At 61.4% G+C, this 23,875-nt stretch carries 30 protein-coding genes; 18 read left to right on the top strand and 12 right to left on the bottom strand.

The window, feature by feature from the left end; translation table 11 throughout:
- Positions 1 to 297: 297 nt before the first annotated feature.
- From C5L13_RS10710 to C5L13_RS10690, 5 genes are all read left to right on the top strand, one after another.
- Entirely contained in the window at positions 298 to 2,121 is a 1,824-nt protein-coding gene (locus C5L13_RS10710; protein ID WP_105383284.1) for a potassium/proton antiporter, read from the top strand.
- 127 nt (positions 2,122 to 2,248) lie between these two features.
- On the top strand, positions 2,249 to 3,451 hold the full coding sequence (locus C5L13_RS10705) for a phosphoglycerate kinase (protein ID WP_105383557.1): 1,203 nt from the start codon (positions 2,249 to 2,251) through the stop codon (positions 3,449 to 3,451).
- A 220-nt stretch (positions 3,452 to 3,671) separates the two neighbouring features.
- On the top strand, positions 3,672 to 4,562 hold the full coding sequence (locus C5L13_RS10700; RefSeq protein WP_105383283.1) for a fructose bisphosphate aldolase: 891 nt from the start codon (positions 3,672 to 3,674) through the stop codon (positions 4,560 to 4,562).
- A 207-nt stretch (positions 4,563 to 4,769) separates the two neighbouring features.
- Complete coding sequence (locus tag C5L13_RS10695) at positions 4,770 to 5,216, top strand: hypothetical protein (RefSeq protein WP_105383282.1); 447 nt, start codon at positions 4,770 to 4,772, stop codon at positions 5,214 to 5,216.
- A gap of 104 nt (positions 5,217 to 5,320) precedes the next feature.
- The gene (locus C5L13_RS10690; protein ID WP_105383281.1) at positions 5,321 to 6,238 is read left to right on the top strand and encodes a PhzF family phenazine biosynthesis protein; all 918 of its coding nucleotides are present in this window, start codon (positions 5,321 to 5,323) and stop codon (positions 6,236 to 6,238) included.
- Here C5L13_RS10690 and C5L13_RS28950 read toward each other — a convergent pair whose 3' ends face one another.
- Positions 6,239 to 6,400, bottom strand: a complete 162-nt coding sequence (locus C5L13_RS28950) for a hypothetical protein (RefSeq protein ID WP_170117247.1) — start codon at positions 6,398 to 6,400, stop codon at positions 6,239 to 6,241. It abuts the gene before it with no gap.
- A 195-nt stretch (positions 6,401 to 6,595) separates the two neighbouring features.
- On the opposite strand from C5L13_RS28950, the gene C5L13_RS10680 reads away from it, so the two are divergent.
- The 3 genes from C5L13_RS10680 to rcdA all read left to right on the top strand — a co-directional run bounded on the left by C5L13_RS10680 (position 6,596) and on the right by rcdA (position 9,030).
- The gene (locus tag C5L13_RS10680; RefSeq protein ID WP_105383279.1) at positions 6,596 to 7,876 is read left to right on the top strand and encodes an MFS transporter; all 1,281 of its coding nucleotides are present in this window, start codon (positions 6,596 to 6,598) and stop codon (positions 7,874 to 7,876) included.
- Positions 7,873 to 8,064, top strand: a complete 192-nt coding sequence (locus C5L13_RS10675; RefSeq protein WP_105383278.1) for a DUF1192 domain-containing protein — start codon at positions 7,873 to 7,875, stop codon at positions 8,062 to 8,064. Before C5L13_RS10680 ends, C5L13_RS10675 begins: the two co-directional genes overlap by 4 nt.
- 453 nt (positions 8,065 to 8,517) lie before the next feature.
- Positions 8,518 to 9,030 carry a protease adaptor protein RcdA gene (gene rcdA / locus C5L13_RS10670; RefSeq protein ID WP_105383277.1) on the top strand — a complete coding sequence of 171 codons (513 nt, stop codon included), beginning with the start codon at positions 8,518 to 8,520 and terminating at the stop codon, positions 9,028 to 9,030.
- Between the two features lie 64 nt (positions 9,031 to 9,094).
- Here the strand turns inward: rcdA and C5L13_RS10665 are convergent, their stop codons facing one another.
- The 3 genes from C5L13_RS10665 to rpmE form a co-directional block, all read right to left on the bottom strand.
- Positions 9,095 to 9,520, bottom strand: a complete 426-nt coding sequence (locus C5L13_RS10665; RefSeq protein WP_105383276.1) for a hypothetical protein — start codon at positions 9,518 to 9,520, stop codon at positions 9,095 to 9,097.
- A 9-nt stretch (positions 9,521 to 9,529) separates the two neighbouring features.
- Positions 9,530 to 9,784, bottom strand: coding sequence for a type II toxin-antitoxin system prevent-host-death family antitoxin (locus C5L13_RS10660; protein WP_105383275.1), 255 nt, complete (start codon positions 9,782 to 9,784; stop codon positions 9,530 to 9,532).
- A gap of 156 nt (positions 9,785 to 9,940) precedes the next feature.
- Positions 9,941 to 10,162 carry a 50S ribosomal protein L31 gene (gene rpmE, locus C5L13_RS10655; RefSeq protein ID WP_105374499.1) on the bottom strand — a complete coding sequence of 74 codons (222 nt, stop codon included), beginning with the start codon at positions 10,160 to 10,162 and terminating at the stop codon, positions 9,941 to 9,943.
- A 103-nt stretch (positions 10,163 to 10,265) separates the two neighbouring features.
- Here rpmE and C5L13_RS10650 point away from each other — a divergent pair, with 103 nt between their 5' ends.
- Together C5L13_RS10650 and C5L13_RS10645 are read left to right on the top strand one after the other, a co-directional pair.
- The gene (locus tag C5L13_RS10650) at positions 10,266 to 12,158 is read left to right on the top strand and encodes an ABC transporter transmembrane domain-containing protein (protein ID WP_342588167.1); all 1,893 of its coding nucleotides are present in this window, start codon (positions 10,266 to 10,268) and stop codon (positions 12,156 to 12,158) included.
- 22 nt (positions 12,159 to 12,180) lie between these two features.
- Positions 12,181 to 12,435: a DUF982 domain-containing protein gene (locus C5L13_RS10645; RefSeq protein WP_105383273.1), complete on the top strand. Its 255-nt coding sequence runs from the start codon at positions 12,181 to 12,183 to the stop codon at positions 12,433 to 12,435.
- A 53-nt stretch (positions 12,436 to 12,488) separates the two neighbouring features.
- Here C5L13_RS10645 and C5L13_RS10640 read toward each other — a convergent pair whose 3' ends face one another.
- From C5L13_RS10640 to C5L13_RS10620, 5 genes are all read right to left on the bottom strand, one after another.
- The gene (locus C5L13_RS10640; RefSeq protein WP_105383272.1) at positions 12,489 to 12,707 is read right to left on the bottom strand and encodes a hypothetical protein; all 219 of its coding nucleotides are present in this window, start codon (positions 12,705 to 12,707) and stop codon (positions 12,489 to 12,491) included.
- Positions 12,708 to 12,709: 2 nt separating this feature from the next.
- Positions 12,710 to 13,741, bottom strand: a complete 1,032-nt coding sequence (locus tag C5L13_RS10635; RefSeq protein ID WP_105383271.1) for a peptidoglycan -binding protein — start codon at positions 13,739 to 13,741, stop codon at positions 12,710 to 12,712.
- A gap of 3 nt (positions 13,742 to 13,744) precedes the next feature.
- Positions 13,745 to 14,788, bottom strand: a complete 1,044-nt coding sequence (locus tag C5L13_RS10630; RefSeq protein ID WP_105383270.1) for a flagellar motor protein MotA — start codon at positions 14,786 to 14,788, stop codon at positions 13,745 to 13,747.
- Positions 14,789 to 15,028: 240 nt separating this feature from the next.
- The gene (locus tag C5L13_RS10625; RefSeq protein WP_105383269.1) at positions 15,029 to 15,829 is read right to left on the bottom strand and encodes an inositol monophosphatase family protein; all 801 of its coding nucleotides are present in this window, start codon (positions 15,827 to 15,829) and stop codon (positions 15,029 to 15,031) included.
- Between the two features lie 210 nt (positions 15,830 to 16,039).
- Positions 16,040 to 16,927 carry a LysR family transcriptional regulator gene (locus tag C5L13_RS10620; RefSeq protein WP_105383268.1) on the bottom strand — a complete coding sequence of 296 codons (888 nt, stop codon included), beginning with the start codon at positions 16,925 to 16,927 and terminating at the stop codon, positions 16,040 to 16,042.
- 126 nt (positions 16,928 to 17,053) lie between these two features.
- Between C5L13_RS10620 and C5L13_RS10615 the strand changes: the two genes are divergently transcribed.
- The gene (locus C5L13_RS10615) at positions 17,054 to 17,410 is read left to right on the top strand and encodes an antibiotic biosynthesis monooxygenase (protein ID WP_170117246.1); all 357 of its coding nucleotides are present in this window, start codon (positions 17,054 to 17,056) and stop codon (positions 17,408 to 17,410) included.
- Positions 17,411 to 17,579: 169 nt separating this feature from the next.
- Here the strand turns inward: C5L13_RS10615 and C5L13_RS10610 are convergent, their stop codons facing one another.
- Together C5L13_RS10610 and C5L13_RS10605 are read right to left on the bottom strand one after the other, a co-directional pair.
- Positions 17,580 to 18,710, bottom strand: coding sequence for a tetratricopeptide repeat protein (locus C5L13_RS10610; protein WP_170117245.1), 1,131 nt, complete (start codon positions 18,708 to 18,710; stop codon positions 17,580 to 17,582).
- Positions 18,711 to 18,719: 9 nt separating this feature from the next.
- Positions 18,720 to 19,373 (bottom strand): thiamine phosphate synthase, encoded by a 654-nt coding sequence (locus C5L13_RS10605; RefSeq protein ID WP_105383266.1) that lies wholly within the window; start codon positions 19,371 to 19,373, stop codon positions 18,720 to 18,722.
- A gap of 114 nt (positions 19,374 to 19,487) precedes the next feature.
- Here C5L13_RS10605 and C5L13_RS10600 point away from each other — a divergent pair, with 114 nt between their 5' ends.
- Positions 19,488 to 20,258, top strand: coding sequence for a sulfite exporter TauE/SafE family protein (locus C5L13_RS10600; RefSeq protein ID WP_105383265.1), 771 nt, complete (start codon positions 19,488 to 19,490; stop codon positions 20,256 to 20,258).
- A 94-nt stretch (positions 20,259 to 20,352) separates the two neighbouring features.
- The gene (locus C5L13_RS10595) at positions 20,353 to 20,613 is read left to right on the top strand and encodes an ArsR/SmtB family transcription factor (protein ID WP_105374509.1); all 261 of its coding nucleotides are present in this window, start codon (positions 20,353 to 20,355) and stop codon (positions 20,611 to 20,613) included.
- A 118-nt stretch (positions 20,614 to 20,731) separates the two neighbouring features.
- Here the strand turns inward: C5L13_RS10595 and C5L13_RS10590 are convergent, their stop codons facing one another.
- Positions 20,732 to 20,908: a YdcH family protein gene (locus tag C5L13_RS10590; RefSeq protein WP_105383555.1), complete on the bottom strand. Its 177-nt coding sequence runs from the start codon at positions 20,906 to 20,908 to the stop codon at positions 20,732 to 20,734.
- Between the two features lie 235 nt (positions 20,909 to 21,143).
- Between C5L13_RS10590 and C5L13_RS10585 the strand changes: the two genes are divergently transcribed.
- From C5L13_RS10585 to C5L13_RS10565, 5 genes are all read left to right on the top strand, one after another.
- Positions 21,144 to 21,347, top strand: a complete 204-nt coding sequence (locus C5L13_RS10585; RefSeq protein WP_105374511.1) for a YdcH family protein — start codon at positions 21,144 to 21,146, stop codon at positions 21,345 to 21,347.
- Positions 21,348 to 21,358: 11 nt separating this feature from the next.
- On the top strand, positions 21,359 to 21,856 hold the full coding sequence (gene purE, locus C5L13_RS10580) for a 5-(carboxyamino)imidazole ribonucleotide mutase (RefSeq protein WP_105374512.1): 498 nt from the start codon (positions 21,359 to 21,361) through the stop codon (positions 21,854 to 21,856).
- Entirely contained in the window at positions 21,853 to 22,923 is a 1,071-nt protein-coding gene (locus tag C5L13_RS10575; protein ID WP_105383264.1) for a 5-(carboxyamino)imidazole ribonucleotide synthase, read from the top strand. The genes purE and C5L13_RS10575 overlap by 4 nt, the downstream gene beginning before the upstream one ends.
- A 126-nt stretch (positions 22,924 to 23,049) precedes the next feature.
- Positions 23,050 to 23,175, top strand: coding sequence for a type B 50S ribosomal protein L36 (gene ykgO, locus C5L13_RS10570; RefSeq protein WP_006726873.1), 126 nt, complete (start codon positions 23,050 to 23,052; stop codon positions 23,173 to 23,175).
- Positions 23,176 to 23,274: 99 nt separating this feature from the next.
- On the top strand, positions 23,275 to 23,874 hold the full coding sequence (locus C5L13_RS10565; protein WP_105383263.1) for a tetratricopeptide repeat protein: 600 nt from the start codon (positions 23,275 to 23,277) through the stop codon (positions 23,872 to 23,874).
- Position 23,875 lies beyond the last annotated feature (1 nt).

The following is a 23,875-nucleotide window of genomic DNA, read 5'->3' as shown; positions in this document are numbered from 1 at the left end:
CCGCATTCGTGTGGGCTCTCCGACACTCCAGCGTCCCCAAACGGTTTTGGGACGAGTCGCCGGGTAGAAAAGTGAAAAGCCATCGGCACCGAGGCACGAGTCCGTCTTTTTTCCGTCCCTGCCCTTCTCTTGCCGGAATTGTTCCCGCCTATTCAATACGTTCTATCGATTCGCCTGGCCTTCGGCCGGGATCTGCCTCATTCTGCAGGGCCGCATCGCGGCGCGGCACAGTTCCGGTTCCGGGACTGCGGGCGAGGATCGTGTGACGGGCGAGGTGCAAAGGAAGGGACCGTATAGGTGGAGGCGTTCTACATCATCCTGCTGGTCGGCACGGTTCTGGTGCTGGTGGCCGCCCTCTCGAGCCTTCTCGCCTTCCGCTTCGGCGCACCGCTTCTGCTTGTGTTTCTGTCGATCGGTCTGCTCGCCGGGGTGGATGGGCTCGGCATCAATTTCGAAAACTACTCCTTCACCTTCATGCTGGGATCGCTCGCCCTTGCGATCGTGCTCTTCGATTCCGGCTTCATGACGCCCGTCCACTCATTCCGCATCGCTGCGGCGCCGGCCTTGACGCTCGCCTCGGCAGGCGTCGTGCTGACATCCGGGATCGTCGCGATCGCCGCGGTCCCGCTCCTCGGCTTCACGTGGCTCGAAGGCCTGCTGCTCGGGGCGATCGTCGCCTCGACCGACGCAGCCGCCGTCTTTTTCCTGCTGCGCGTCAGCGGCATCAACATCCGCGACAAGGTGCGCTCGACGCTGGAAGTGGAATCCGGCACCAACGATCCGATGGCGATCTTCCTGACGGTGGCGCTGGCGGAACTGGTCGCCACCGGCCAGGGCTTTTCCGGGCTGAACGCGCATTTCCTGCTGCTGTTCATCGAGGAAATGGGGCTTGGCGTGCTCTTCGGCCTGCTCGGCGGCATGATGATCGTCTGGGTTCTGAACCGCTTCACCTCCGATCGCGGCCTTGCGCCGATCTTCGTGCTGACGCTCGCGCTCCTCGTCTTCGCCTTTACCGGCGCCATGGGCGGCAGCGGCTTTCTGGCGGTCTACGTCGCCGGCATCTATTCGGGCAACCGGAAGATGTTCGCCAAGCCGCAGATCGTCCGCTTCAACGAGGGGCTGACCTGGCTTGCGCAGATCATCATGTTCCTGGTGCTCGGCCTGCTCGCCACGCCGTCGCAATTTCCGGCGATCCTGCTGCCGGCAATCGGCCTTGCCCTTTTCCTGATTTTCATTGCCCGGCCGATCGCCGTCTGGCTGAGCCTGCTTCCTTACGACTTCACCCAGCAGGAGACCGGCTTCGTCGCCTGGGTCGGCCTGCGCGGCGCCGTTTCGATCCTCCTCGCCATCATGCCGATCCTGAGCGGCGTCGAGAACGGCACGGTCTTCTTCAACACCACATTCATCATCGTGCTGGTGTCTCTGCTGCTGCAGGGCTGGACGATCAAGCCCGTCGCCCAGAAGCTCGGCCTCATCATTCCGCCCCGCATGGGCGCCATCGACAAGATCGAGCTCGACCTGCCGGGCACGGCCCATCACGAACTGATCTCCTATCGCGTCATGAAGGACAGCCCTATCCTCGGCGGCGAGCGCATTCCCCGCTGGGCGATGCCTTCGCTCGTCATCCGCGACGGCCGCAGCATGCGTTATCAATATGCGGGCCGCCTGAGGGAAGGCGATCAGGTCTATCTCTTCATCTCGCCAGCCTATTCGAAACTGCTCGACCGCATCTTTGCGAGCCAGGTACCGGTCGACGAGGACGATGCGGAATTCTTCGGCGCCTTCGCGATCTCGCCGGCGCGCCCGGCCAAGGAACTCGATGCCGCCTATGGCCCGGGCCTGCTCTCCGCCAACGAGCAGAACATGACCGTCGGCGACCTCGTCACCACACGCCTCGGCGGCCGGGCGGATTACGCCGACCGCATCCGCTTCGGCTCCATCGTGCTGATCGTCCGCGACCTCGATGAACACGAGCATGTCAAAAGCATCGGGATTTCGCTTGAGCCGGTCGAGCCTGCGACCAACCTGCCGATCTTCATCAACATGCGCGAGATCGCCCACCGGATCCGCGATCTGCTGCGCAAATACCGCGGCAGGCCGGTGCCGGAGAAAAAGGGCTAGGCTCGAGCCGCCGCACGATGGCCGGGGCCGGGATGCGCGGAATGCGCGTCCGGCCGATCAACCGCTTGCGTCACCAGTCAAGCATAGTATGGTCCGCTGCGACTTTCCCAAGCAGATGGATCAGCTCATGCCGGCCTTTAAAACTCTCGACGACCTTTCCGATATCGCAGGCAAGCGCGTGCTCGTGCGCGTCGACCTCAACGTGCCCGTCGCCGATGGCAAGGTAACCGATGCGACCCGGATCGAACGCGTCGCACCGACAATCCTGGAACTTTCCGGCAAGGGTGCCAAAGTCATCCTGCTCGCCCATTTCGGCCGCCCGAAGGGTGAGCCGGTCGCCGAGATGTCGCTGTCGTTGATCGTTTCGGCCGTCAATGCCGTCCTCGGCAAGAAGATCCTCTTCGCCGCCGATAGCATCGGCCCGGAAGCCGAACAGGCCGTTGCCAAGATGGCGAACGGCGACATCCTGCTTCTCGAAAACACCCGCTTCCACAAGGGCGAGGAAAAGAACGACCCCGGCTTCACCGAAGCGCTGGCCAAGAACGGCGACATCTTCGTCAACGACGCCTTCTCCGCCGCCCACCGCGCGCATGCCTCGACCGAAGGCCTCGCCCATCACCTCCCCGCCTATGCCGGCCGCACGATGCAGGAAGAGCTCGAGGCGCTGGAAAAGGGCCTCGGCAATCCCGCCCGCCCGGTGGTCGCGATCGTCGGCGGCGCAAAAGTCTCCACCAAGATCGACCTCCTTCAGAACCTCGTGAAGAAGGTCGATGCGCTGGTCATCGGGGGCGGCATGGCCAACACCTTTATCGCCGCCAAGGGCATCAATGTCGGCAAATCTCTGTGCGAACATGATCTTGCCGAGACGGCCAGGGAAATCATGAAGACAGCCGAGGCGGCTAATTGCGCGATCGTCCTTCCTGTCGACGGCGTCGTTGCGCGCGAGTTCAAGGCGGGTGCGGCCAACGAGGTCGTGGATATCGAAGCGATCCCTGCGGATGCGATGGTGCTCGACGTCGGGCCGAAGTCGGTGGCGGCCGTCAACTACTGGATTTCCAAAGCCTCGACACTCGTCTGGAACGGTCCGCTCGGCGCTTTCGAGATCGAACCCTTCGACAAGGCCACCGTCTCCGCCGCGCAACACGCCGCCGCAGAGACCAGGGCCGGCAGGCTGACCTCGGTCGCCGGTGGCGGCGATACCGTGGCAGCGCTCAATCATGCCGGCGCGGCGGACGACTTCTCGTATGTCTCGACCGCAGGCGGCGCTTTCCTGGAATGGATGGAAGGCAAGGAACTACCGGGCGTTTCCGTCCTTTCCAGAACAGCCTGATTGGCGCATTATGAAAAGCAGGAAGCGCGCCGATATAGGGCGGCGCGCTCCAAAGTTAACCGGTTTAAAAAAATTTAGATATTTTAAACGATTGAAACCATTTCAATCGTTTCAATATGTTAGGCTAGGATTTCACTTTAAAAAAACTTCTGTTATCCGCGGATGGCAGCTTAGAGAGATATGAGCGCTTTAGCGCCAACTTTAGGGACAGGAGTGTAGTATGGTGGACGCGAAGATGTTGAACAAGATGAGTTCTGCGCCCGGATTTATCGCGGCGCTGGACCAAAGCGGTGGTTCAACACCTGGAGCGTTGCGTCTTTATGGCGTCTCCGAGTCCGACTATCAGGGTGACGAGGAGATGTTCCGCCTGATACATGCCATGCGCGTCCGCATCATGAGCGCGCCAGCCTTTTCGGGCGACAAGGTCATCGGCGCTATCCTGTTCGAGCGGACCATGGACGGCGACGTCGATGGTCAGGCTGTTCCGTCCTATCTCTGGGAAAAACGTGGCGTCGTGCCCTTTCTCAAAGTCGACAAGGGCCTCAACGCCGAGGAAAACGGCGTTCAGACGATGAAGCCGATGCCCGATCTGGACGCCCTCCTGATCCGCGGCCGCGAAAAGGGAATTTTCGGAACCAAGATGCGCTCGGTGATCGGCCATGCCGACAAGGCCGGGATTGCTGCCGTCGTGCAACAGCAGTTCGAGGTGGCGCGCCAGATCATCGGCCAGGGCCTCATGCCCATCATCGAGCCGGAAGTTTCCATCAAGAGCCCGACGAAGGAACAGGCTGAAGTCATTCTTCGAGACGAGATCGCGCAGCAGCTCGACAAGCTTCCCGCGGGCGAAACCGTCATGCTCAAATTGACGATCCCGACGGTCGACGATTTCTACGCCCCTCTGATCGCCCACAAGTCGGTCGTTCGCGTCGTCGCCCTTTCCGGCGGCTACAGCACCGCGGATGCCTGCGAGAAGCTCAGCCATAACCATGGCATGATCGCGAGTTTCTCGCGCGCCCTGGCGGAAAACCTGCGTGTTACCATGAGTGACGCGGAATTCGACACGAGTCTGGCCAAAACCATCGATCAGATCTACACCGCAAGCGTTCAATAAGTCCTGATGCGATCCTGATGATCGAAGTCTCGCCGCCAGGGGAGGCTGGAAGAAGGATCTGGAAAAGGCAGCGTAAGGACGCGCCTTTTCAAGGGAGGAAAGGGGCCGCTCCGGCAACGGAGCGGTCTTTTGTTTTGCATATGCGCCAGCAAGTCTTGATGAACCGAACCGCCGCCACCACGTTTCTTGCGGGCAGGAGATCGAGCCATGACGGAACTGGAAGCAAAGGTACGTGACCTTTTCAACGACTACGGCAGGATCAGCAACGAGGCTCTCGCGGATCCGGCCTCGGTGGATGTCGGCAGGGTGGCGGCTTTCTTCGCCCCTTATTTCGTCGGTTCAGCCCCGCAGGGTGTGATGGGCGGAGCCAATGACGAGAAGTTCCGCGAGGTTATTCCCCAAGGGTTTGCGCACTACCGCGAGGTGGGTGGCAAAGAGATGCTGCTGACCGGTCTGCGTGTCACGCCGCTCAATGATCTGCACGCCCTGGCGGAGGTGGGCTGGGAATTCGTCTACGTCAACAAGGCAGGCGAAAACGGCCGCATCTGCTTCACCAATTTCTACTTCGTCACCGTCGCGGATGGTGATGCCAGGATTTTCGCCTACGTCACCGGCGACGAAGACAAGGCGATGAGGGAACATGGCCTTGCCTAGGCGGGCCGCATTGCATTTGCTGATACAAGGATCAAAAACATTGGCTGGATCGGAGCATCGGGAAGGATTTAGATCGGCACGTCCCTGCTGCAGATGAGAGCGCCATGCCGACCGCCGATTTTGTTACCGTCGATGTCTTCACCGAAAAGCGTTTTGTCGGCAATCCGCTTGCCGTCGTTCCCGACGCGCGCGGGTTGACCGACCGGCAGATGCAGCAGATCGCCACCGAGTTCGGTTATGCGGAGAGCACCTTCGTGCTGCCGCCGGAAAATCCTCAAAACAGCGCCCGTGTCCGCATCTTCACGCCGACGATGGAAATCCCGTTTGCAGGCCACCCGAATGTCGGCACCGCCTTCGTGCTCGGCCGCCAGAAAGACGTCTTCGGCAAACCGGTCGGCGATACGCTTCGCTTCGAGGAAATCGCCGGGCTGGTTGAGATCACCCTTCTCCGGGAGGCCGATGCCGTGACCGGGGCCACGATCCGTGCGCCGCAACCGTTAGAGATCGCCGAAGAGATCGCTCCGGAACTGATCGCCGACTGCGCTTCGATTGACGCTGACAGTATCCGCACATCGAGCCACGCGCCGGTTGTCGCTTCGGTGGGCCTGCCCTTCGCCATCGCCGAACTCGAAAATCTCGAGGCGCTTGCCGCCGCCCGCCCGAACGTTTCGGCATTTCACGAAGCCGCCGCCAGGCATCCGAGATCGACGGGCGATTTCTCGCTCTTCCTCTATGTCCGCAGCGCCGAGGATCCATGGCATCTCCGGGCGCGCATGTTTGCCCCGCTCGACGACATCACGGAAGATCCGGCGACCGGCAGCGCCTCTGCAGCCCTTTCCGCCTTCCTTGTCACCCGCGCGCCCGGCTCCGAGGCCGAAACGCACATCACGATTGAGCAGGGTGTCGAAATGGGTCGCCGCAGCCTGATTGAACTCGATGTGGTGAAGACCGCCGGCACTGTCACCGATGTTCGCGTCACCGGGCGCTGCGTGTCCGTCATGCGCGGCTCGATCGACTGCTGATCAGGTAAAATCGCGCAGCAGCAGCGCCGCCGCCCAGGCGGCGAAGGCGATGATGGCGAGCTTCCAGAAATCGCCCCGGCGCCTGAGCCCGGGCAGCCCGAGCGGCTTGATGATCTGGATCAACATGGTGAGAATCAGCAGGACGGCAATCGCCTTTGTCATTCCTGCCTTCGTTTCCGCCGCCGCCATAGGCTGGACATTTTTGCGCTCCACCACAGATACCCGTGAACAGATTCGGGGGCATCCGCAAATCCGCTTCCGCCTTCGTTAACGCCCGGTTCATCGGCGCGCAACCATGCTTGCACGCCCCCGATTCCATTATCGATCGCATTCGCGAAAAGAGCTGACAGTACCACGATGAGACGAAATCTCCTCCCAGTCCTCGCCCTCCTTTTTGGTACGCTTTTCCTCTTTCTCGGCAACGGTCTTCAGGGCCTTCTCCTGCCGGTGCGGGGCTCTGCGGAAGGTTATTCGAACGAGGTGCTCGGCCTGCTCGGCACCACCTGGGCTTCCGGCTTCGTCATCGGCTGTTTCGTCGCACCGAACGTCGTGCGCCGCATCGGCCATGTGCGTGCCTTTTCCGGGTTCCTTTCGCTGATCTGCCTGAACGTGCTGCTGACCGGCCTTCTCGTCGACCAGAACACCTGGCTGGTCCTGCGGGCCATCACCGGCTTCTCGACCGCCGGCACCTCGATGATCATCGAAAGCTGGCTGAACGAACGCGCGACCACCGAAAGCCGCGGCACGATCTTTTCCTTCTACATCTCCATCACGCTCTTCGGCGTGGTGGGCGGACAGCTGATGGTGCCGTTCGGCGACGTGTCGACACAGGCGCTCTTCATGGTCTGCGGCATCCTCTACTGCGTGGCCGCCTTGCCGACGACGCTCTCGAAGGCCGCCTCCCCGCAGCCCCTGAAACGGGCACGGCTGGATCTTCCGGGCCTTTTCCGGACTTCACCGATCGCCTGTGTCGGCATTCTTCTGATCGGCATTGCGAACGGCGCCTACGGTACGCTCGGCGCCGTCTTCGGCACCCGGGCCGGGCTGGATAACGGCGCGGTGGCCGCCATGGTCAGCATCACCATCTTTGCCGGTGCGATCATGCAGTTCCCTGCGGGCCGCCTCTCCGACAACATGGACCGCCGCTACGTGCTGGCAGGTCTTTCGGCTGCGGCGGCGCTCGCCGGCCTGGCAATTGCCGTCATCCGTCCGACCGATGTCTACGGCATCGTCGTGCTGGTGGCGATCTATGGTGCAGCGGCCAACGCGCTTTATCCGATCGCCGTCGCCCATGCGAACGACTTCGCCGCGCCCGAAGACTTCGTGAAGGTATCGGGCGGGCTGTTGCTGCTCTTCGGCATCGGCACGATCATCGGCCCGACGCTTGGAGGCCCCGTGATGAGCTGGGCAGGCCCACATGCCCTCTTTGCGGTGACGGCCGGAGCGCATATTCTGGTGACCGCCTATGCGATCGTCCGCAGCCGCCAGCGTGCCGCTGTGCCGAGCGGCGACCGCGAGGCCTATACAACCGCCGCTGCCTCGACGGCGCCGCTTGCCACACCGGAAAGCCTGTCGCTTGATCCGCGTGCCCAGGCGGAGACCGGCGCAGACAGCAACCTCAAGAAGGAGGCACCATGAGCTTTCTCGATGACGATCGCCAGAAGAAGCCGACGGCGCATGAGATCGGCGCCGACCTTTCGATGCTCTCCGTCGACGAGCTCGACTCACGCATCGGCCTGTTGCGGCAGGAGATTACCCGCCTGGAGGCCGAGAAGGAGAGCAAGGCGGCTGGACGCCGTGCCGCCGATGGTCTTTTCCGGTCATGAAACCAAATATATCTCAAAGACGGAAAGTATTTCCAGCGTCCTTTTAACGGGATATTAATCATTAACGACGAATATGAAGACCGTCCGGGCCTCCCGGACTCAGACAGTTTCACCGTTCGGCGAATGGTCTGATTTCTCCCTGTTTTACCTTGAGAGCCGCCTTTCCGCGGCTCTTCTTTTTCCTGCCGATCCTTCCTCGCTGGTCTACACCGCGAGCGCCGGCACAAAAAGCCGTAGCCTTCCTCCCCGAAATGCTGTATTCGCCGGCCGAAATACGTCCCATTTCAGGAACCGGGCCTGCGTTTACCACTTCCTGTGGGTATTAACCTTTCCTTAAGAAACGGCTTGCGGATTTCCATTATAAGTACGATCTTCAAGCAGACAGAACGGCAGGGGAACTTTTATCCGCCGTTGCCATTGCCTGAGTGTGATTGCGTTAGCAGGATGAATTCGATGTCCGAACAGGGATTGAACACCGTCAGTTTCGCCGGCCGCGCCGCAACGTCGTCGCAGTTCAAGGCGCTCTACACGGAAGGCATGGCGTTGGTCGAGGAGACCGCAAGCTACCTCGACGGTACGGGCCGGGCTGCGTCCAAGGTCCTGCCGCGCATGGCATCGGTCCTCTACGCCGCCGAGTCCATGCGGCTCACCACCCGCCTGATGCAGATGGCTTCCTGGCTGCTCCTGCAGCGCGCCGTCAACAACGGTGAAATGAGCCGCGACCAGGTCATGTCGGAAAAGAGCAAGGTGCGCCTCGACGGCTTCAACGTCGATCGTAACGCTCCCGGCTGGCTCGACCTGCCGGAAGGTTTTCGCGATCTGGTGGAACGGTCGCTGCGGCTGCAGAACCGCATTGCGCTTCTCGACCGCGAGATCTACCGCGCATCCGACGCCGCAGTCCTCCCGGACAACGAAAACAGCGTTCGCGCCCAGCTCAATCTGCTGCGCACCGCTTTCGGCAACTGAACACGCTCTCCCGAGATTTATGGAAGTTAAGGCCGGGACATTGTCCGGCCCTCTTTCTTTGTGATTATCGACGGACCGATGTGCTCTTTTTGGCCTTTGCCAGATCCAGAAACGTCCCCCTGACCTTGGCAAACAGGGTCGGCGGAATGAAGCCGTAGCTGAATTCGCCAGGCTTGCCCGGCACTGGTGACAGCCCTGCATTCGGCCATTCGTCGACATTATGCTCCGAGACAATGACCCAACTCGGTTCGTCGTCCAGACCGATCGCTTGTTTCACTTTCAGGGGAATCTCTATTCCGACGGTGTCGCCGGAGGGCGGCGTATGCGTGATAGGCAGTAGCACCACGTAGCGAGGACGGGCGGTTTTGTCAGTGGCAGCTACAAGGCATGTGGGGCGATCCTTGCCCTGATTCTGTCCGGCGGTTGCCTCATGGGTCCACACATAGTCATAGCGGATGACGAGACCCGGCTTCGGATCGGGAAGCGCCACTTTGCACCCTCACTTCAGGAGTTCGTCCAGCGCCGCATGCTCGGCAGACATCTCGGCCTGCTCCACCGCATCGATGACAATGTCCGGCGCATCGGCGGTGCGATGCGACCGCTGCGCTGCCGCCTTCAGCCAGTCGTACTGATCGGCCGACATCAAGACGAATTCTCGCCGCCCATGTCGGGTTATTTCGACAGGCTCACGCTGCGCCTGATGCTGATATTCACCGAAGTTGCGCTGGAACTCCAGGGAGCCGACCCTTGGCATTCGAACCATCCTGATTAGTGGTTTACCCGAATTATACGTATAATCTGCAGGAGGGCAACTTTGGACGCTTACTGGTATTTCCGATCTCGCCTCCCGCCCCAAAACAAAAAAGCCCGGCTTTCGCCAGGCTTCTTATCGGATCGCTCGAAAAGCAGCTTAGAGGCCGAGGCCGCCGAAGCGCTTGTTGAACTTGGAAACGCGGCCGCCGCGGTCCATGAGCTGCTGGTTGCCGCCCGTCCAGGCCGGGTGCGACTTGGGGTCGATTTCAAGGTTCATGGTCGCACCTTCCGAACCCCAGGTCGAGCGGGTTTCGTACTCGGTGCCATCGGTCATGACAACCTTGATCATGTGGTATGCGGGATGAATGTCAGCCTTCATGTCGATAATCCTGCTCTGCGAGGTCCATATGTCGCAATTGCGAGCGAGAACCCTCTTTAATAAATGAAGCCGCAGACCGGTCCGGTCACGGCTTCCCAATTCGATGCGGAGCCTATACAGGAAGGTCGCCCGAAGCACAAGTACCCGCGCATTTCGAAAAGCGCCCCGACATCCGAGGGAAAAATTGGCCGAAGCCCGCGAAAACCAGCCCAGCGAAAGCCCTCAGAGAGGCAAGGCACTCAGACCGCTCGCAAGGCTCGTTCCCTATCTGGCACGTTACCGGCCGATGGTCGCGGCAGCAACGTTCTTCCTTGTCCTCGCCGCCGCGACGACGCTGGCACTGCCGCTCGCCGTAAGGCGCATGGTCGACCACGGCTTTGCCTTTTCCGACGGCAGCTTCATCAACAACTATTTCGGCATGCTGATGGCGCTGGCCGCCCTTCTCGCGATTGCGAGCGCCATGCGCTACTACTACGTCATCACCATCGGCGAACGGGTGGTGGCAGATCTTCGCCGCGAGGTCTTCTCGCATATCACCCGCCTGTCCCCCGCCTTCTACGACGTCAATCAGTCCGGCGAGATCGTCTCGCGCCTGACCGCTGATACGACTCAGATCAAGTCCGCCTTCGGTTCCGCCGCCTCGCAGGCGCTTCGCAACACCATCCTCTGTCTCGGCGCGATGGCGATGATGATCTATACGAGCCCCAGGCTTTCCGCCCTGGTGCTCGGTGCAATCCCGCTCATCGTCTTCCCGCTGGTCGGCTTCGGCCGCTCGGTCAGACGCCGTTCCCGCGCCGCCCAGGATACGCTTGCCGAAACCTCGGCCTTTGCCGCCGAGACGATCGGCGCGACCCGCACCGTGCAGGCCTTCGGAAGCGAAGCGACGGCGGCGAACCGCTACGGCAAAGCCGTAGAAAGCGCCTATCATGCGGCCCGGACCGCCATCAAGGCGCGCGCGCTGCTCACCGGCTTCGGCATCCTGCTCGTCTTCGGCAGTGTCGTCGGCGTCCTTTGGTACGGCGCCCAGAGCGTTCTCTCCGGCACGATGACCGCCGGGACGCTCGGCCAGTTCGTCCTCTATTCAGTCATCGCGGCGAGTTCGCTCGGGCAGCTTTCCGAAGTCTGGGGCGAGCTTTCCGCCGCCGGCGGGGCGGCCGAACGGCTCACCGAATTGCTGCACGAGGTCCCTGACATCCGCGACCCGAAAACCCCTGTCGCTCTCCCCTCGCCGTCGCGCGGCGACGTGGCATTCGACGCGGTATCTTTCGCCTATCCCGCCCGCGTCAGCGCCATCACGCTCAATTCCCTGTCGTTCCACGTCAGGCCTGGCGAAACGGTCGCGATCGTCGGTCCCTCGGGAGCCGGCAAGAGCACGATCTTCTCGCTGCTGATGCGATTTTATGATCCCTCCAGCGGAACCGTGAAGCTAGACGGCGTCGATCTGAGGCTGGCGAGGCTGGCGGATCTCAGATCCCGGCTTGCGATCGTGCCGCAGGACGTGACGATCTTTGCAGCCTCTATCCACGACAACATTGCCTTTGGCGCACCGGATGCAAGCAGGGAGGCTGTCCGCGCCGCGGCCATCGCCGCCCAGGCGGACGAATTCATTTCGAGGCTCGACCAGGGCTACGATACGCTCGCCGGCGAGCGCGGCATCACGCTTTCCGGCGGTCAAAGACAGCGCATCGCCATTGCCCGAGCCATCCTCAAGGACGCACCCGTCCTGCTACTCGACGAAGCAACCTCGGCGCTCGATGCGGAAAGCGAAACGCTGGTACAGAAAGCGCTCGACGGGTTGATGCAGAACCGCACGACACTCGTCATCGCCCATCGGCTGGCGACCGTGCTGAAAGCCGACCGCATCCTGGTCATGGAAAATGGCCGCGTCGTCGAGGAAGGCACGCACCAGAGCCTGGTTGCCCAAGGCGGGCTCTATGCCAAGCTCGCCCGGTTGCAGTTCCACGATATCGAAAGACAGAGCGCGACGGCGCTCTGATGCCGGCGCTCAGAGGACGATAATGACAACCACCAACTCTCTCTGGAAAAACCCGGTCGTCGTGTCGATCGGAGAGCCGCCCGTTGAAACCGTCATCGAAACCACGCAGGCGGCTGCCTGGGCGATGATCGAAGACTGGCCCATGGAAGATGGCACGGCGCTGGATCGAGCCCTCGCTGTCTGCGCCGCGGTGGATGCCGGCAAACGTAAACCCGAAGACGCAAGGCATGCTTTTGTGGAAGCCGCCAAGGAAGCGGGTGTCTTCATCCGGGGCTGAACCAGATGGCCGCCGCCTGGAGATCCGCTGTCTGGTGACAGCGCGCCATCCGCTCACGTCACGCGGGTGAAGGTCCATTTCACGACATAATCGCCGTTGCGCTTCATCTTGCTCTTCGTGCGCACCTCGACCGGACCGCCCAACTCGATTTCTGCCTTCGCGAAGGCTTCGCGAGCCTCCGCCATCGCCTTGTGATAGGCGCTGTTGTCGCGCTTCGGGCTTTCGGCGACGGCCTTTGCCAGGGCGTTCATATCCCGCTTGTCTTCAGCCATCGCTATCGCTCGGTGAGCTTCAGCTCGATGCGGCGGTTCTGGGACTTGACGTCGGGCGTGTCGCCCTGCGCGATCGGCTGGAATTCGCCGAAGCCCGCAGCCACCAGGCGGTTCGACGGCACGCCTTTGGAAATGAGATATTTCACCACCGAGGTAGCGCGGGCGGAAGAAAGCTCCCAGTTGTCGCGATACCGGCCGATGCCGGAAAGCGGCGAATTATCCGTATGGCCGTCCACCCGCAGCACCCAGTTGATCTCCGCCGGAATTTCCTTGGCGAGATCGAGAAGCGCCGTGGCGAGCTTGTCCATCTCGGCGCGGCCGGCATCGTCGAGGTCGCTGCCGCCCACCGGGAAGAGGACTTCGGACTGGAAAACGAAGCGGTCGCCGACGATGCGGATGTTCTCGCGATCGGAGAGGATTTCGCGAAGCCGTCCGAAGAAATCCGAGCGGTAGCGGTTCAGTTCCTGCACCCGCTGCGCCAGCGCCACGTTCAGGCGCCGGCCGAGATCGGCGATCTGCGCCTGGGACGACGAATCCTTCGCTTCCGAGGCCTGCAGCGCCTGTTCGATGGCGGCGATCTGGGCGCGCAGCGCTGCGATCTGCTGGTTCAGAAGCTCTACCTGGCTCGCCGCGCGGGCGCTCAGCTGCTGTTCCTGGTTGAGTTGGCTGGTCAGTTCGCCGACGCGCGCATTGGCCGCTGCGCTGCTGCCGGCGCCCTGACTCAGCAATTGCTGCAGCCGCGACCGTTCGCTTTCCGAAGCCGAAAGCGAGGATTGCAGGCTTGCAAGCTGGTCCTCGAAATCCTGGCTGTTGCCCTTTTCGAGCGCCAGGAGTTCGGTCAGCTCGGCGATCTGACTGTTCAGACGGTTCAGCACCTCATCGCGGCCGGTGATCTCGCGGCTCAAAAGGAACTGCGCCAGTACGAAGACGGTCAGCAGGAACATGATGGCAAGGAGCAGCGTGGAAAGAGCGTCCACGAAGCCAGGCCAGAAGTCGACGGACCGATCCCGGCGGCGGTTCTTCGCGAGCGCCATCGGCTACTTCCCCCCGACCTTGTCGTAAAGCCGGTCGAGCGTGCGGCGGAGCGCCTTGGCTTCCTCTTGCTGGGCTTCGATCCAGTCGCGCAGCATCTGCTGTTCGTTGCGCATGTTCTTGACGAGCCCCTGGATGCCTTCGGCAAGATTGGCCATCGCGGAAAGCGACCGGTCGGCATGGGGACCGTCCGGTGTCCTGGATTGGGCGGCGGCGAGAGCCTTGAGCTGTTCGGTCAATGCCCGGATTTCGTCGGAGGAACCGTGAGCGATGGCCTCCGCCACCACAGGCAGATCGGAACCCAGGTCGGTCACCGAAGAGAGCCAGTTTTCAAGTTCGGTATAGAAACGGTTCTGGGCGCGGCCCGCCTGCAGGTCGAGGAAGCCGAGGATCAGCGAGCCAGAGAGGCCGAGCAGCGAGGAGGAAAATGCCGTGCCCATGCCGGCGAGCGGCTGAGCGAGACCGCTCTTGATGGCTGCAAGCACGTCATTCGAATCGCCTGAATTGGGGTCCAGCGCGCCGATGACATTGCTGATCGAGCCGATCGTCTCGATGAGCCCCCAGAAGGTGCCGAGCAGACCGAGGAAAACCAGCAGACCGATGAGGTAGCGGGAAGTGTCGCGTGATTCGTCGAGGCGGGTGCCGATCGAATCGAGGATCGAGCGAAAGGCGGTGGTCGACAGCGCCATCTTGCGGCGGCCGCCGATCAGGGTTCGCATCGGCGCAAGCAGCTTCGGCTCGCGGCCGACCTTGTCGGCGCTGCCGGCGGCGCGGAAGGAATTGAACCAGCGCACTTCCGGCATCAGGCCGATCACCTGGTTGAAGACGAGAATGATGCCGATCAGCAGGACGCCGAGAATCAACCCGTTGAGGCCCGGATTGGTCTGGAAGGCATGCGCGGCCTGGCGATAGAGAATGGATGCGACGAACCCGACGATGATCAGGAAGATCAGCATCGTCCACAGGAATGACGCCGGATTTGAAAGTTTGTAGGGGTAGCCGCCGCGCGCTTCAGACTCGTCCAGATCGTCCACTTTCGCATTCGCCATGATACGCCTTCAGCCTCCGATACTCTTGCGCGTCGGAGGCTACGGCATGTCCCCCACAAGTGCAAAGCGGTTTCGGGACAAGGACATGCGTAAAACAAGAGTCTACAGCATATCGCGTGAATCCCTCTTTCACGCGATATGCTGTAGTTCAAAATTGCGACGAATTGAAGTGCGGAGGCTGCGGAAAAACAGTCAGCTATCGACTGTCCGCAGCGCCGGCAGGCTGGCTCCGGGTTACGTTCAGCGGGTCGGCACGGGCCGGTTGGCGACTTCGAGCAGCGCCTTCTGGATGAGTTCGTTGCCGGCGACGATGTTGCCGCTGCCGAAGATATCGGTGGTGCCCTTCATATCGCTGGTAAAACCGCCTGCCTCGCGGATCAGCACGATGCCGGCCGCCATGTCCCAGGCGGAAAGGTCGGTTTCCCAGAAGCCGTCGAGACGACCGGCCGCGACATAGGCAAGGTCGAGCGCGGCGGCACCCATGCGGCGGACGCCTGCGACTTCTCCCATGACATGGCGAAGTTCGATGAGGAACTTTCCGTGGTTGCCGCGGCCAAGATGCGGCACGCCGCAGCCGATCACGCAGTCGGAAAGCACGCGGCGGGCGGCGACCCGGATGCGGCGGTCGTTCATGAAGGCGCCGCCGCCCTTTTCGGCAGTGAACAGCTCGTCGGTCGCCGGATTGAAGATGACGCCTGCAACGACTTCGCCATTGCGTTCGAGCGCGATCGAGACGGCAAATTGCGGAATGCCGTGCAGAAAGTTTGTAGTGCCGTCGAGGGGATCGACGATCCAGCGATGGGCGCCGTCCGTGCCCGTCACCTCTTCGCTTTCCTCACCGAGGAAGCCGTAGGTGGGACGCGCCTTCATCAGCTCGTCGCGCACGATCTTTTCCGCCTTGAGGTCGGCCTGAGACACGAAGTCGCTCGGCCCCTTTACCGAAACCTGCAGGTTCTGCACTTCGCCGAAATCTCTGGAGAGCGACTTGCCTGCCTTGAGGGCAGCCTGAACCATGACGTTGAGAAGGGCGGAGCGGGCCATGCGGGAAATCCTTGGACGCAGTCCCGGATTGCATCTGCGGGACGATATTTTTCAGTTTTTCTTGATGGGCGGCTTCAAGACCACAAAACGGGGGGAAATTCAAGTCATGCGGGCTCGAAGCCGCATTTCGACCGAGCCGCACCCGTGGACTGGCAGCAAGTATGCGCGGAAACCTGACGCTCAACAGCGGCAGGAACGCATGCCACGCAATCATCCCGCGAAGAGATTCGAGGCCATGTAGTCGACAAAGGCTCGAACCTTGGGAGAAAGGTATCTGTTCGTCGGCCAGAGGACGCGAAACGTCCCGCTGTCCGCCAGATGATCCTCAAGCAGCGAAACCAGTTTGCCTTGCGCGACCTCGGAGGCCACGGCAAATGCAGGAAGACACGCAATCCCAAAGGATCGCTCTGCAAGGTATATGAGAGGCTCCAAGGTGCTCGCCACCGTCGTCACAGGCAGGTCGAGTTTGGTCTCGTGTTCCTTGCGAACCAGTGGCCACGGTTCGAGCTTCCCCGAATTGGCGAAGCGATGGTGAAGGCAACGATGCTGGAGAAGGTCTTCCGGTACTTTCGGGTGGCCATGGGCGATCAGGTAGTCCGGCGCGGCAACGATCCTGTGCCTGAACGTACCGAGCTTTCGGCTCATCAGCCGGGTGTCCCTCACGTCGCCTGTGCGGATGACCGCATCAAATCCTTCTTCAATGACGTCCACCAGGCGATCGGAAAAGTCGAGGTCGAGATTGATTTCCGGATATGTCCACATGAATGCCGATATTGTTGGCATCAGGAGCATGCCGGCCAGCGGAAGACTCACACGAAGCTGTCCGCGCGGAATCGCCTGCGAATTCGACAGCCTTGATTGAGCTGACTCGTATTCCGATTGGATGCGCCAGCACGCCTCGAGGAAGAACCTACCCTCTTCCGTGAGAGCCATGCTGCGGGTGGAGCGATTGAACAACCGAACGCACAGCTCGTCCTCGAGCCGGGCGATCGCCTTGCCGACAGCCGAACCCGAGAGGCCCAGGCGATGGCCAGCCGCCACAAAGCTCCCAACCTCCGCCACCTGAATGAAAATGCCGAGTGTTCCGAGCTTGTCCAAAGATCATCCTATTGAGGAATTTTTGACCGATGTGTCGCGAATAGCGGCCCGTTTATCCGCTATTTTGATCCCGATATCCAGATGTCGCTGCGGCCGCAACGGTCCGAGCTTTAGATGGAGACACTCATGGAAACGAAACTCATTGCCGCCTTCGCGGGCTCTCCCGCTCCAACAACCTTTATTGTCAACGTCATCCACGTCCATCCGGGAAAACAAGAGGAAGCATTCGAGATCATTCAAGACGTCGTGCACTACGTCGCCGAACGGAAGGAAGGATTTTTATGGAGCAGCCTGGCGAAGAGCACCGACGGTCAGACGGTCGTAAACGTCGAAGCGATCCAGGGTGCTGGAAATGTCGACGAATTCTTCGCAGACCCGGCATTTGTCGAGAAGTTCCGCCGGCTCGACGCGGTCTCTAAAAGCGAATTCCATACCTACACGGTCGGCGATCTGGTTCTGCCGCGACGCGCAACGGCGGTTTGACCGATATCACTGACGGCAACCGACAGGGGAATGTCTTCCTCTGTCGGTGTTGATCGGGCTTGCACCTGCGGGCTTCGTCAAGATCTCGACTCAAGGCGCTCCCAGCGCGACTGCGACCGCCGATCCCCACGACCGTTGCTCGACTAAGGCTGCCCTGCCGAACCGCTCCTCACCCTCGCCTGAACCTGTTGGCGGCTTCTATCGCCTGCTTCTGCGTCTCTTCATTGATCCCGAGATAGAAATCTTCGAGTTCCGGATCCTGCATTCCGGCCCGGCGCGAAAGGACGTACCATTTTGCGGCTTCGACGGGATTGGGTCGTGTGCCGAGCGCGTTGATGTAGAGATGCGCCAGCTTGTTCTGAGCCGCGACATTGCCGCGATGGGCGGCGATCCGCAGCCACTCGAAGCCTTTTTCGTAGTCGCGCTCGCCGGCCACGCCATTCACCAGCCAGATCCCCATGTCGAGCTGGGCGGTGTCGAAACCGGCCTTTGCGGCGCGCTCCATCCATTGACGGGCCCTCGCCTTCTTCTGCTCCGGCACGTCCTTGAGCGCCACATAAAGCTGCGCGACGGCATATTGGGCGTCCGCCACCCCCTGTGCCGCTGCCTTCTCGTAGAACGGCAGCGCCAGATGCAGGCCTTTTTCACCGGGGCTGTCGGAAACGAGGATCTGCGCCCAATTGAACTGCGCCGAGGAATTTCCGGCCTCGGCGGCCTTGCGCATGAAGTCGTCGGCCTGTTTCTTGTCGCGAGGAACATCGCGTCCGCTCATGAGGAGCAGCGCGTATTGGAACATGGCGGCCGGATCGCCGCCTTCCGCCGCCTTTTTGTACCAGAATGCCGCAGTCTTGGCGTCGCGCTTCAGGCCAAAGCCCTTGGTCATCATTTCCGCGACGAGCGTCTGCGCCGCCGCATCGCCGGCTCCCGCCCGCGTCAGCGCCCTGTCGAGCGCGGTCGCATAAAGGCCGCGTTGATAGGCGCCGTATGCCTCATCGATCGGACCGGCATAGGACTTTTCGGGCGGCGCGGGTGGCAGGATCGCCCCCATGCGCTGGTAGAGTTCGACGCCGCCGGAGGGAACGATGCTGTCGGCCTGGCCCTCGGGCTCCGAGTCTTTCGATGCATCCGGGACCGGCTGTGTCTCCACCCGATCCTTCTTCATCTGCTGGGTGCCGGGATCGATCGGCCGGGTCACGGCCCTCGTATCCTGCGCCAGAGCCAAATCGGTCAGCGCCGCCGATGCGACGACGCTCGCAAGCAGCCCAGTCAGAATCACGCGGAAAAATCGGTTCGACGCCATGGCGGAGCATCAAGCCTCAAACCGTGGCGCTTTTTCGTCCAGGATTGCGTTGACCTCGGCGACAACCGCTTTTGCCGTCTTTTCGGACGAAAAGACCGCCAAACGCAGCGCCACGAACTCCGCGCCGGTCTCGGCAACCGCAAGGGCGGACGAAGAATCGCTGCCGCCCATGACGATGCAGGGTATCTCGACCATGGAGGCCCACCACTCGGCAAGAGCGAGGTTCTTCGGATGCGCCTCCGGCTTGATGTCGCCGTCGAGCTTGCCGAAAAAGATATAATCGGGACGACGCTCGCCGATTTCGAGCGCCAGGTGGCGGTCGGCAGCCCCGCCCGTACCGACGATCATCTTGGGTACGAACTTCTCGATCGCTTCATCGAGCTCCGCCAATGGGCCGTTCATATGCAATCCGTCCGCCTTGACGCGACCCGCCACGCGGCTGTCGCCGGCAATCAGCGCCGCCGCTCCCGCGGCCTGAACGATCGGCACCATAAGCTCGGCGCGCTTCTGGAAGGCCTGATCGTCAAGACCGTATTGAGGAATGATCACCGAGGCGACATCCCCTCCCGCAAGCGCGTCTTCAAGCTGGTGCGCCTGTCCAGCGGCGTCATCGCTGTCAGGCACGATCAGCACGAGGCGGCAGCGGTCTTCCGGTTGGGTCATCTCAAATCCTGTTCGCGGATTCCGCTCAGTGAAATCCGCACTCGTTTTCTGTCTGCAAATTCGATAGACCGGACCGATTGAAGGATCAACCGCCTCTCCTCCTCCGAAAGCTTCATGCCCGACACCCTCAGCCTGACCTTTTTCACCTTTGCGGTGCCCGCCGTTTTGCTCGTCGGCCTTTCGAAAGGGGGAATCGGTGGTGCGATCGGCCTGATGGGCGTGCCTCTCATGTCCATGGCCGTCGATCCGGTCAAGGCGGCGGCGATCTTCCTGCCGATCCTGATCCTCATGGATATCGTCGCGCTGTGGTCCTGGCGCAATCACGACGACCGGAAGACGCTTCTGATGATCCTGCCGGGCGGCATCGTCGGCATTGCGCTCGGCTGGGCGACGTCGGCCTATGTTTCAGACCACGCATTGCGCCTCGTGATCGCCATCGCCACCATTCTTTTTACCGCCCGGTATTTCTGGCAGGTCTACGGCCCGCGTTCAAAAGAACCAGCCGCCCCCCTTCCGCATCGCTCTGGGGCCGCCACCTTCTGGGGAGCACTTTCCGGCTACGCAAGCTTCGTCGCCCATGCGGGCGGTCCGCCGTTTCAGATCTATGTCCTGCCGATGCGGCTGGACCCCAAATCCTATACCGGTGCCAGCATCCGGTTTTTCGCGATCGTCAACGCGGTGAAGGTGATTCCCTATTTTTTCCTCGGCGCTCTGGATCGGGAGAACCTGACGATCTCGGCGACGCTCCTGCCGGTGGCGCTGATAGCGACCGTATTGGGTGCGACGATCGTCAAGCATCTGAAGGCCGAACTCTTCTACCCCATGACCTACGGCCTCGCCTTTCTCGCAGGGCTGAAGCTGCTCTGGGACGGGCTGTCGCTCTGAAGAGCATTCCCGGATAGCGGAAATAAAACTGCCGACCTTGCTGCAGCGCACAATAAATCTTGCCGTTACCGCGGGATTACCGTAAGTTTGCGCCATGACGACAGTTGATCCCTTCGCAGCCATAGCTGATCCCAACCGGCGTTATCTGCTGGAGGAATTGCGGCGTTCGCCGAGAACCGTCAACGAACTCGCCCAGGGCCTGCCGATAAGCCGGCCGGCGGTGTCGCAGCATCTGAAAGCTTTGCTTGAAAGTAATCTTGTGACGGTAACCGCGGAAGGCACGCGACGGATTTATGCCGTCAACAGCAAGGGCTTCGACAGGCTCAACCTTTGGCTCGATCAGTTCTGGTCGTGATCTCGTACCACGACCAGAACTTCATTTCATATTTCTGGATTGGGTTTGGTGCCGCTTTTAGTATTGCCTCGTACTGATGATGAACCTGAGGCTGCGGCGGGTTTTCTCCTTTAGAGAATTAGTGACGCGTAGAGGCCTTAAGGCGCTGCATCTCGTCTTTGAGACGCAGCTTGCGGCGCTTGAGTTCGGCAATTTCCCGGTCGTCTGCAGAGGGAGATGCCAGAATGGACTGGAGTTCCTCTTCGAGAGCACCGTGCTTCTTTTCAAGCGATGCGATATGAGCCTGGACGGTCATGTGGCATGTTCCTTCCTTGGTCACCTGCCCCGACATTCCCTTCTGCCGAGGCTTCAGGTTTGCGACGGAAGTGTGACACGATCAGTCTGGTTTGTCGAAGGAGAAATCGTGGTTTCTCGTGGGCAAATTCGTGGCATCGGCTAACTTCCAGTTAACGTGGTTTGATGGTAGAGGCTTGCGGACATTGCCGGCAACCGCTCAAGAATAGCCGGGCATGGAGAATGGGGACCGTAATATGGCTGATCAGGAACAGGCGGATATCCGGCTGGCGCTCGCAAAACTTCGTCAGGAGCACGAGGATTATGACGCAGCCATCAACGCCATGATCGAGGTCGGCTGCGATGCGCTGAGGATCCAGCGCATGAAGAAGAAGAAGCTGGCGCTGAAGGACAAGATGAGCCAGCTCGAAGATCAGATCATTCCCGACATCATCGCTTGAGGGCTTCCGACATGGCTGAAAGACCTGCTGTCGCCATCATCATGGGCAGCCAGTCCGACTGGGAAACCATGAAAAATGCCGCCGACACCCTGGACGCGCTGGACATCGGCTACGAGGCGCGCATCATTTCCGCGCACCGCACGCCCGAACGGATGATGGCATTCGCCAAGGGCGCCCGCGCGGAAGGGTTCCAGGTCATCATCGCCGGCGCCGGCGGCGCCGCCCATCTGCCCGGCATGACGGCCGCGATGACGCCGCTGCCTGTCTTCGGCGTGCCGGTGCAATCGAAGGCTCTTTCCGGCCAGGACAGCCTGCTGTCGATCGTCCAGATGCCGGCCGGCATCCCGGTCGGGACGCTTGCGATCGGCAGGGCCGGCGCCATCAACGCCGCGCTGCTCGCCGCCGCCGTCCTTGCCCTCAACGACGCCGACATTGCCGACCGGCTGGACGAATGGCGCGCCCGCCAGTCGACCGCCGTCGCAGACTACCCGATAGACGAGGCTCCATGACCGACCGCACGATCGGCATCATCGGCGGCGGACAGCTCGGCCGCATGCTTGCCATGGCCGCAGCCCGGCTGAACTTCTGCACCATCATTCTGGAGCCGCAGGAAGATTGTCCCGCCGCCCAGGTCGCGAATGCTCAGATCACCGCGGCTTACGACGACCCCGCTGCGCTGGCCGAGCTCGCCAGCCGTTGCGACGTCGTGACATACGAGTTCGAAAACGTGCCGGTTTCGGCCGCCGAGGCACTCCAGCGCTCCGTGCCCGTGCATCCGCCGGCAAAGGCGCTCGAAGTCGCACAGGACCGCCTCACAGAAAAACGCTTCCTCAATGGCTGCGGTATCGAAACCGCCAGGTTCCATGCCGTCGACAGTCAGGCGGATCTCGAAACGGCCTTGGCGGATTTCGGCGGCAAGGGCGTGCTGAAGACCCGCCGCCTCGGTTATGACGGCAAGGGCCAGCGCGTCTTCCGTTCGCCTGAAGACGTCCCGACCGGAGCTTTTGAGGCGCTGGGAGGCGTGCCGCTGATTCTCGAAAGCTTCGTTCCCTTCGAGCGCGAAGTGTCGATCATCGCCGCCCGCTCCGGCGACGGCAGCGTGGCGTGCTACGATCCGGCGGAGAACGTCCACCGCAACGGCATCCTGCACACCTCCACCCTACCCGCCCGGATATCTGAAGCCACAGCGAAGATCGCTCGCGAATCGGCCGAAAAGCTGCTCGCCGCGCTTGATTACGTCGGCGTCATCGGCATGGAGTTCTTTGTTCTGCCCGATGGCACGCTGATCGCCAACGAGGTCGCGCCGCGCGTCCACAATTCCGGCCACTGGACGGAAGTGGCCTGCATTGTCTCACAGTTCGAGCAGCATATCCGCGCCGTTGCCGGCCTGCCCCTCGGCAATCCGCACCGCCATTCGGACTGCGTGATGACCAACCTGATCGGCGACGACATTCTCGACCTCCCCGCCTGGCTGGCGAAAAAGGACGTGTTCGTGCACCTCTACGGCAAGACGGAATCGCGTCCAGGCCGCAAAATGGGCCATGTAACGGCGCTTAAATCGCCGTCACAAGGTTGACATGAGTTAAGGCTCGGGTTATCTGCACGGCCAACTTGAGAGCGTGCCCCTCCAAGAAAAAGGCGGCGCGCTTTTGATTGATAAGGACAAGCGGCTTAACGGCCCACAGACTGCTGGATCAGTACAATGAAGATCAAGAACTCGCTCAAGGCGCTGAAGGCTCGTCACCGCGATAACCGTCTGGTTCGCCGCAAGGGCCGCATTTACATCATCAACAAGCAGAACCCGCGCTTCAAGGCTCGTCAGGGCTGATACGATTTTTTCGGCTTTGGCGCCATGCCGGCCGATCAAATTGTCGACAGACCGACAAATCGGGTTTGACCTTCGGCGCATGCGGATTACCTTATCCGCATGCGCTATTTTCGTTTGAAGCCCCTGATTCTGGCCTCGGCCCTCATCGCCTCGTCTGCGATTGCGCAGACGCCTGCGCCAACCACGCCGCCGACTGTGCCCGCCTCGGCGGCAAAACCGGCCAATCCCCTCGACCCTCTCTTTGATGCGCTGAGGCGCGAACGCGACCCGGATAAGGCACGCGGGATCGCGAGCCAGATCGCCTCGGACATGAGCGATTCGGGCAGTGCCACGGTCAACCTGCTGATGCAGTGGTCGGCAACTGCGATCAAGGAGAAGCGCAACGCCGCGGCCCTCGATTTCCTGGACCAGGTGACACTGCTCGACCCGGCCTATCCGGAAGTCTGGAACAGGCGCGCCACCCTGCACTACACCATGGGCAACGCCCGCAAGGCGATGGCCGACATCGCCGAGGTGCTGAAGCGCGAGCCCCGTCATTTCGGAGCCCTCGCCGGCATGGCCGGTATTCTCATGGAAGCCGACAAGGACGAACTGGCCCTGAAGGCATGGGAAGACTATCTCGCCATCTACCCGGCAGATCGAGAGGCGCAGGAAGCGGTGACGAAGCTTTCCGAAAAGATCGCCGGCAACCGGACCTGAG

Source organism: Neorhizobium alkalisoli, from assembly GCF_002968635.1.
GTDB lineage: Bacteria > Pseudomonadota > Alphaproteobacteria > Rhizobiales > Rhizobiaceae > Neorhizobium > Neorhizobium alkalisoli.
Note: the sequence above shows the minus strand (reverse complement) of the source record. Positions and strands in the feature narration are given on the sequence as shown.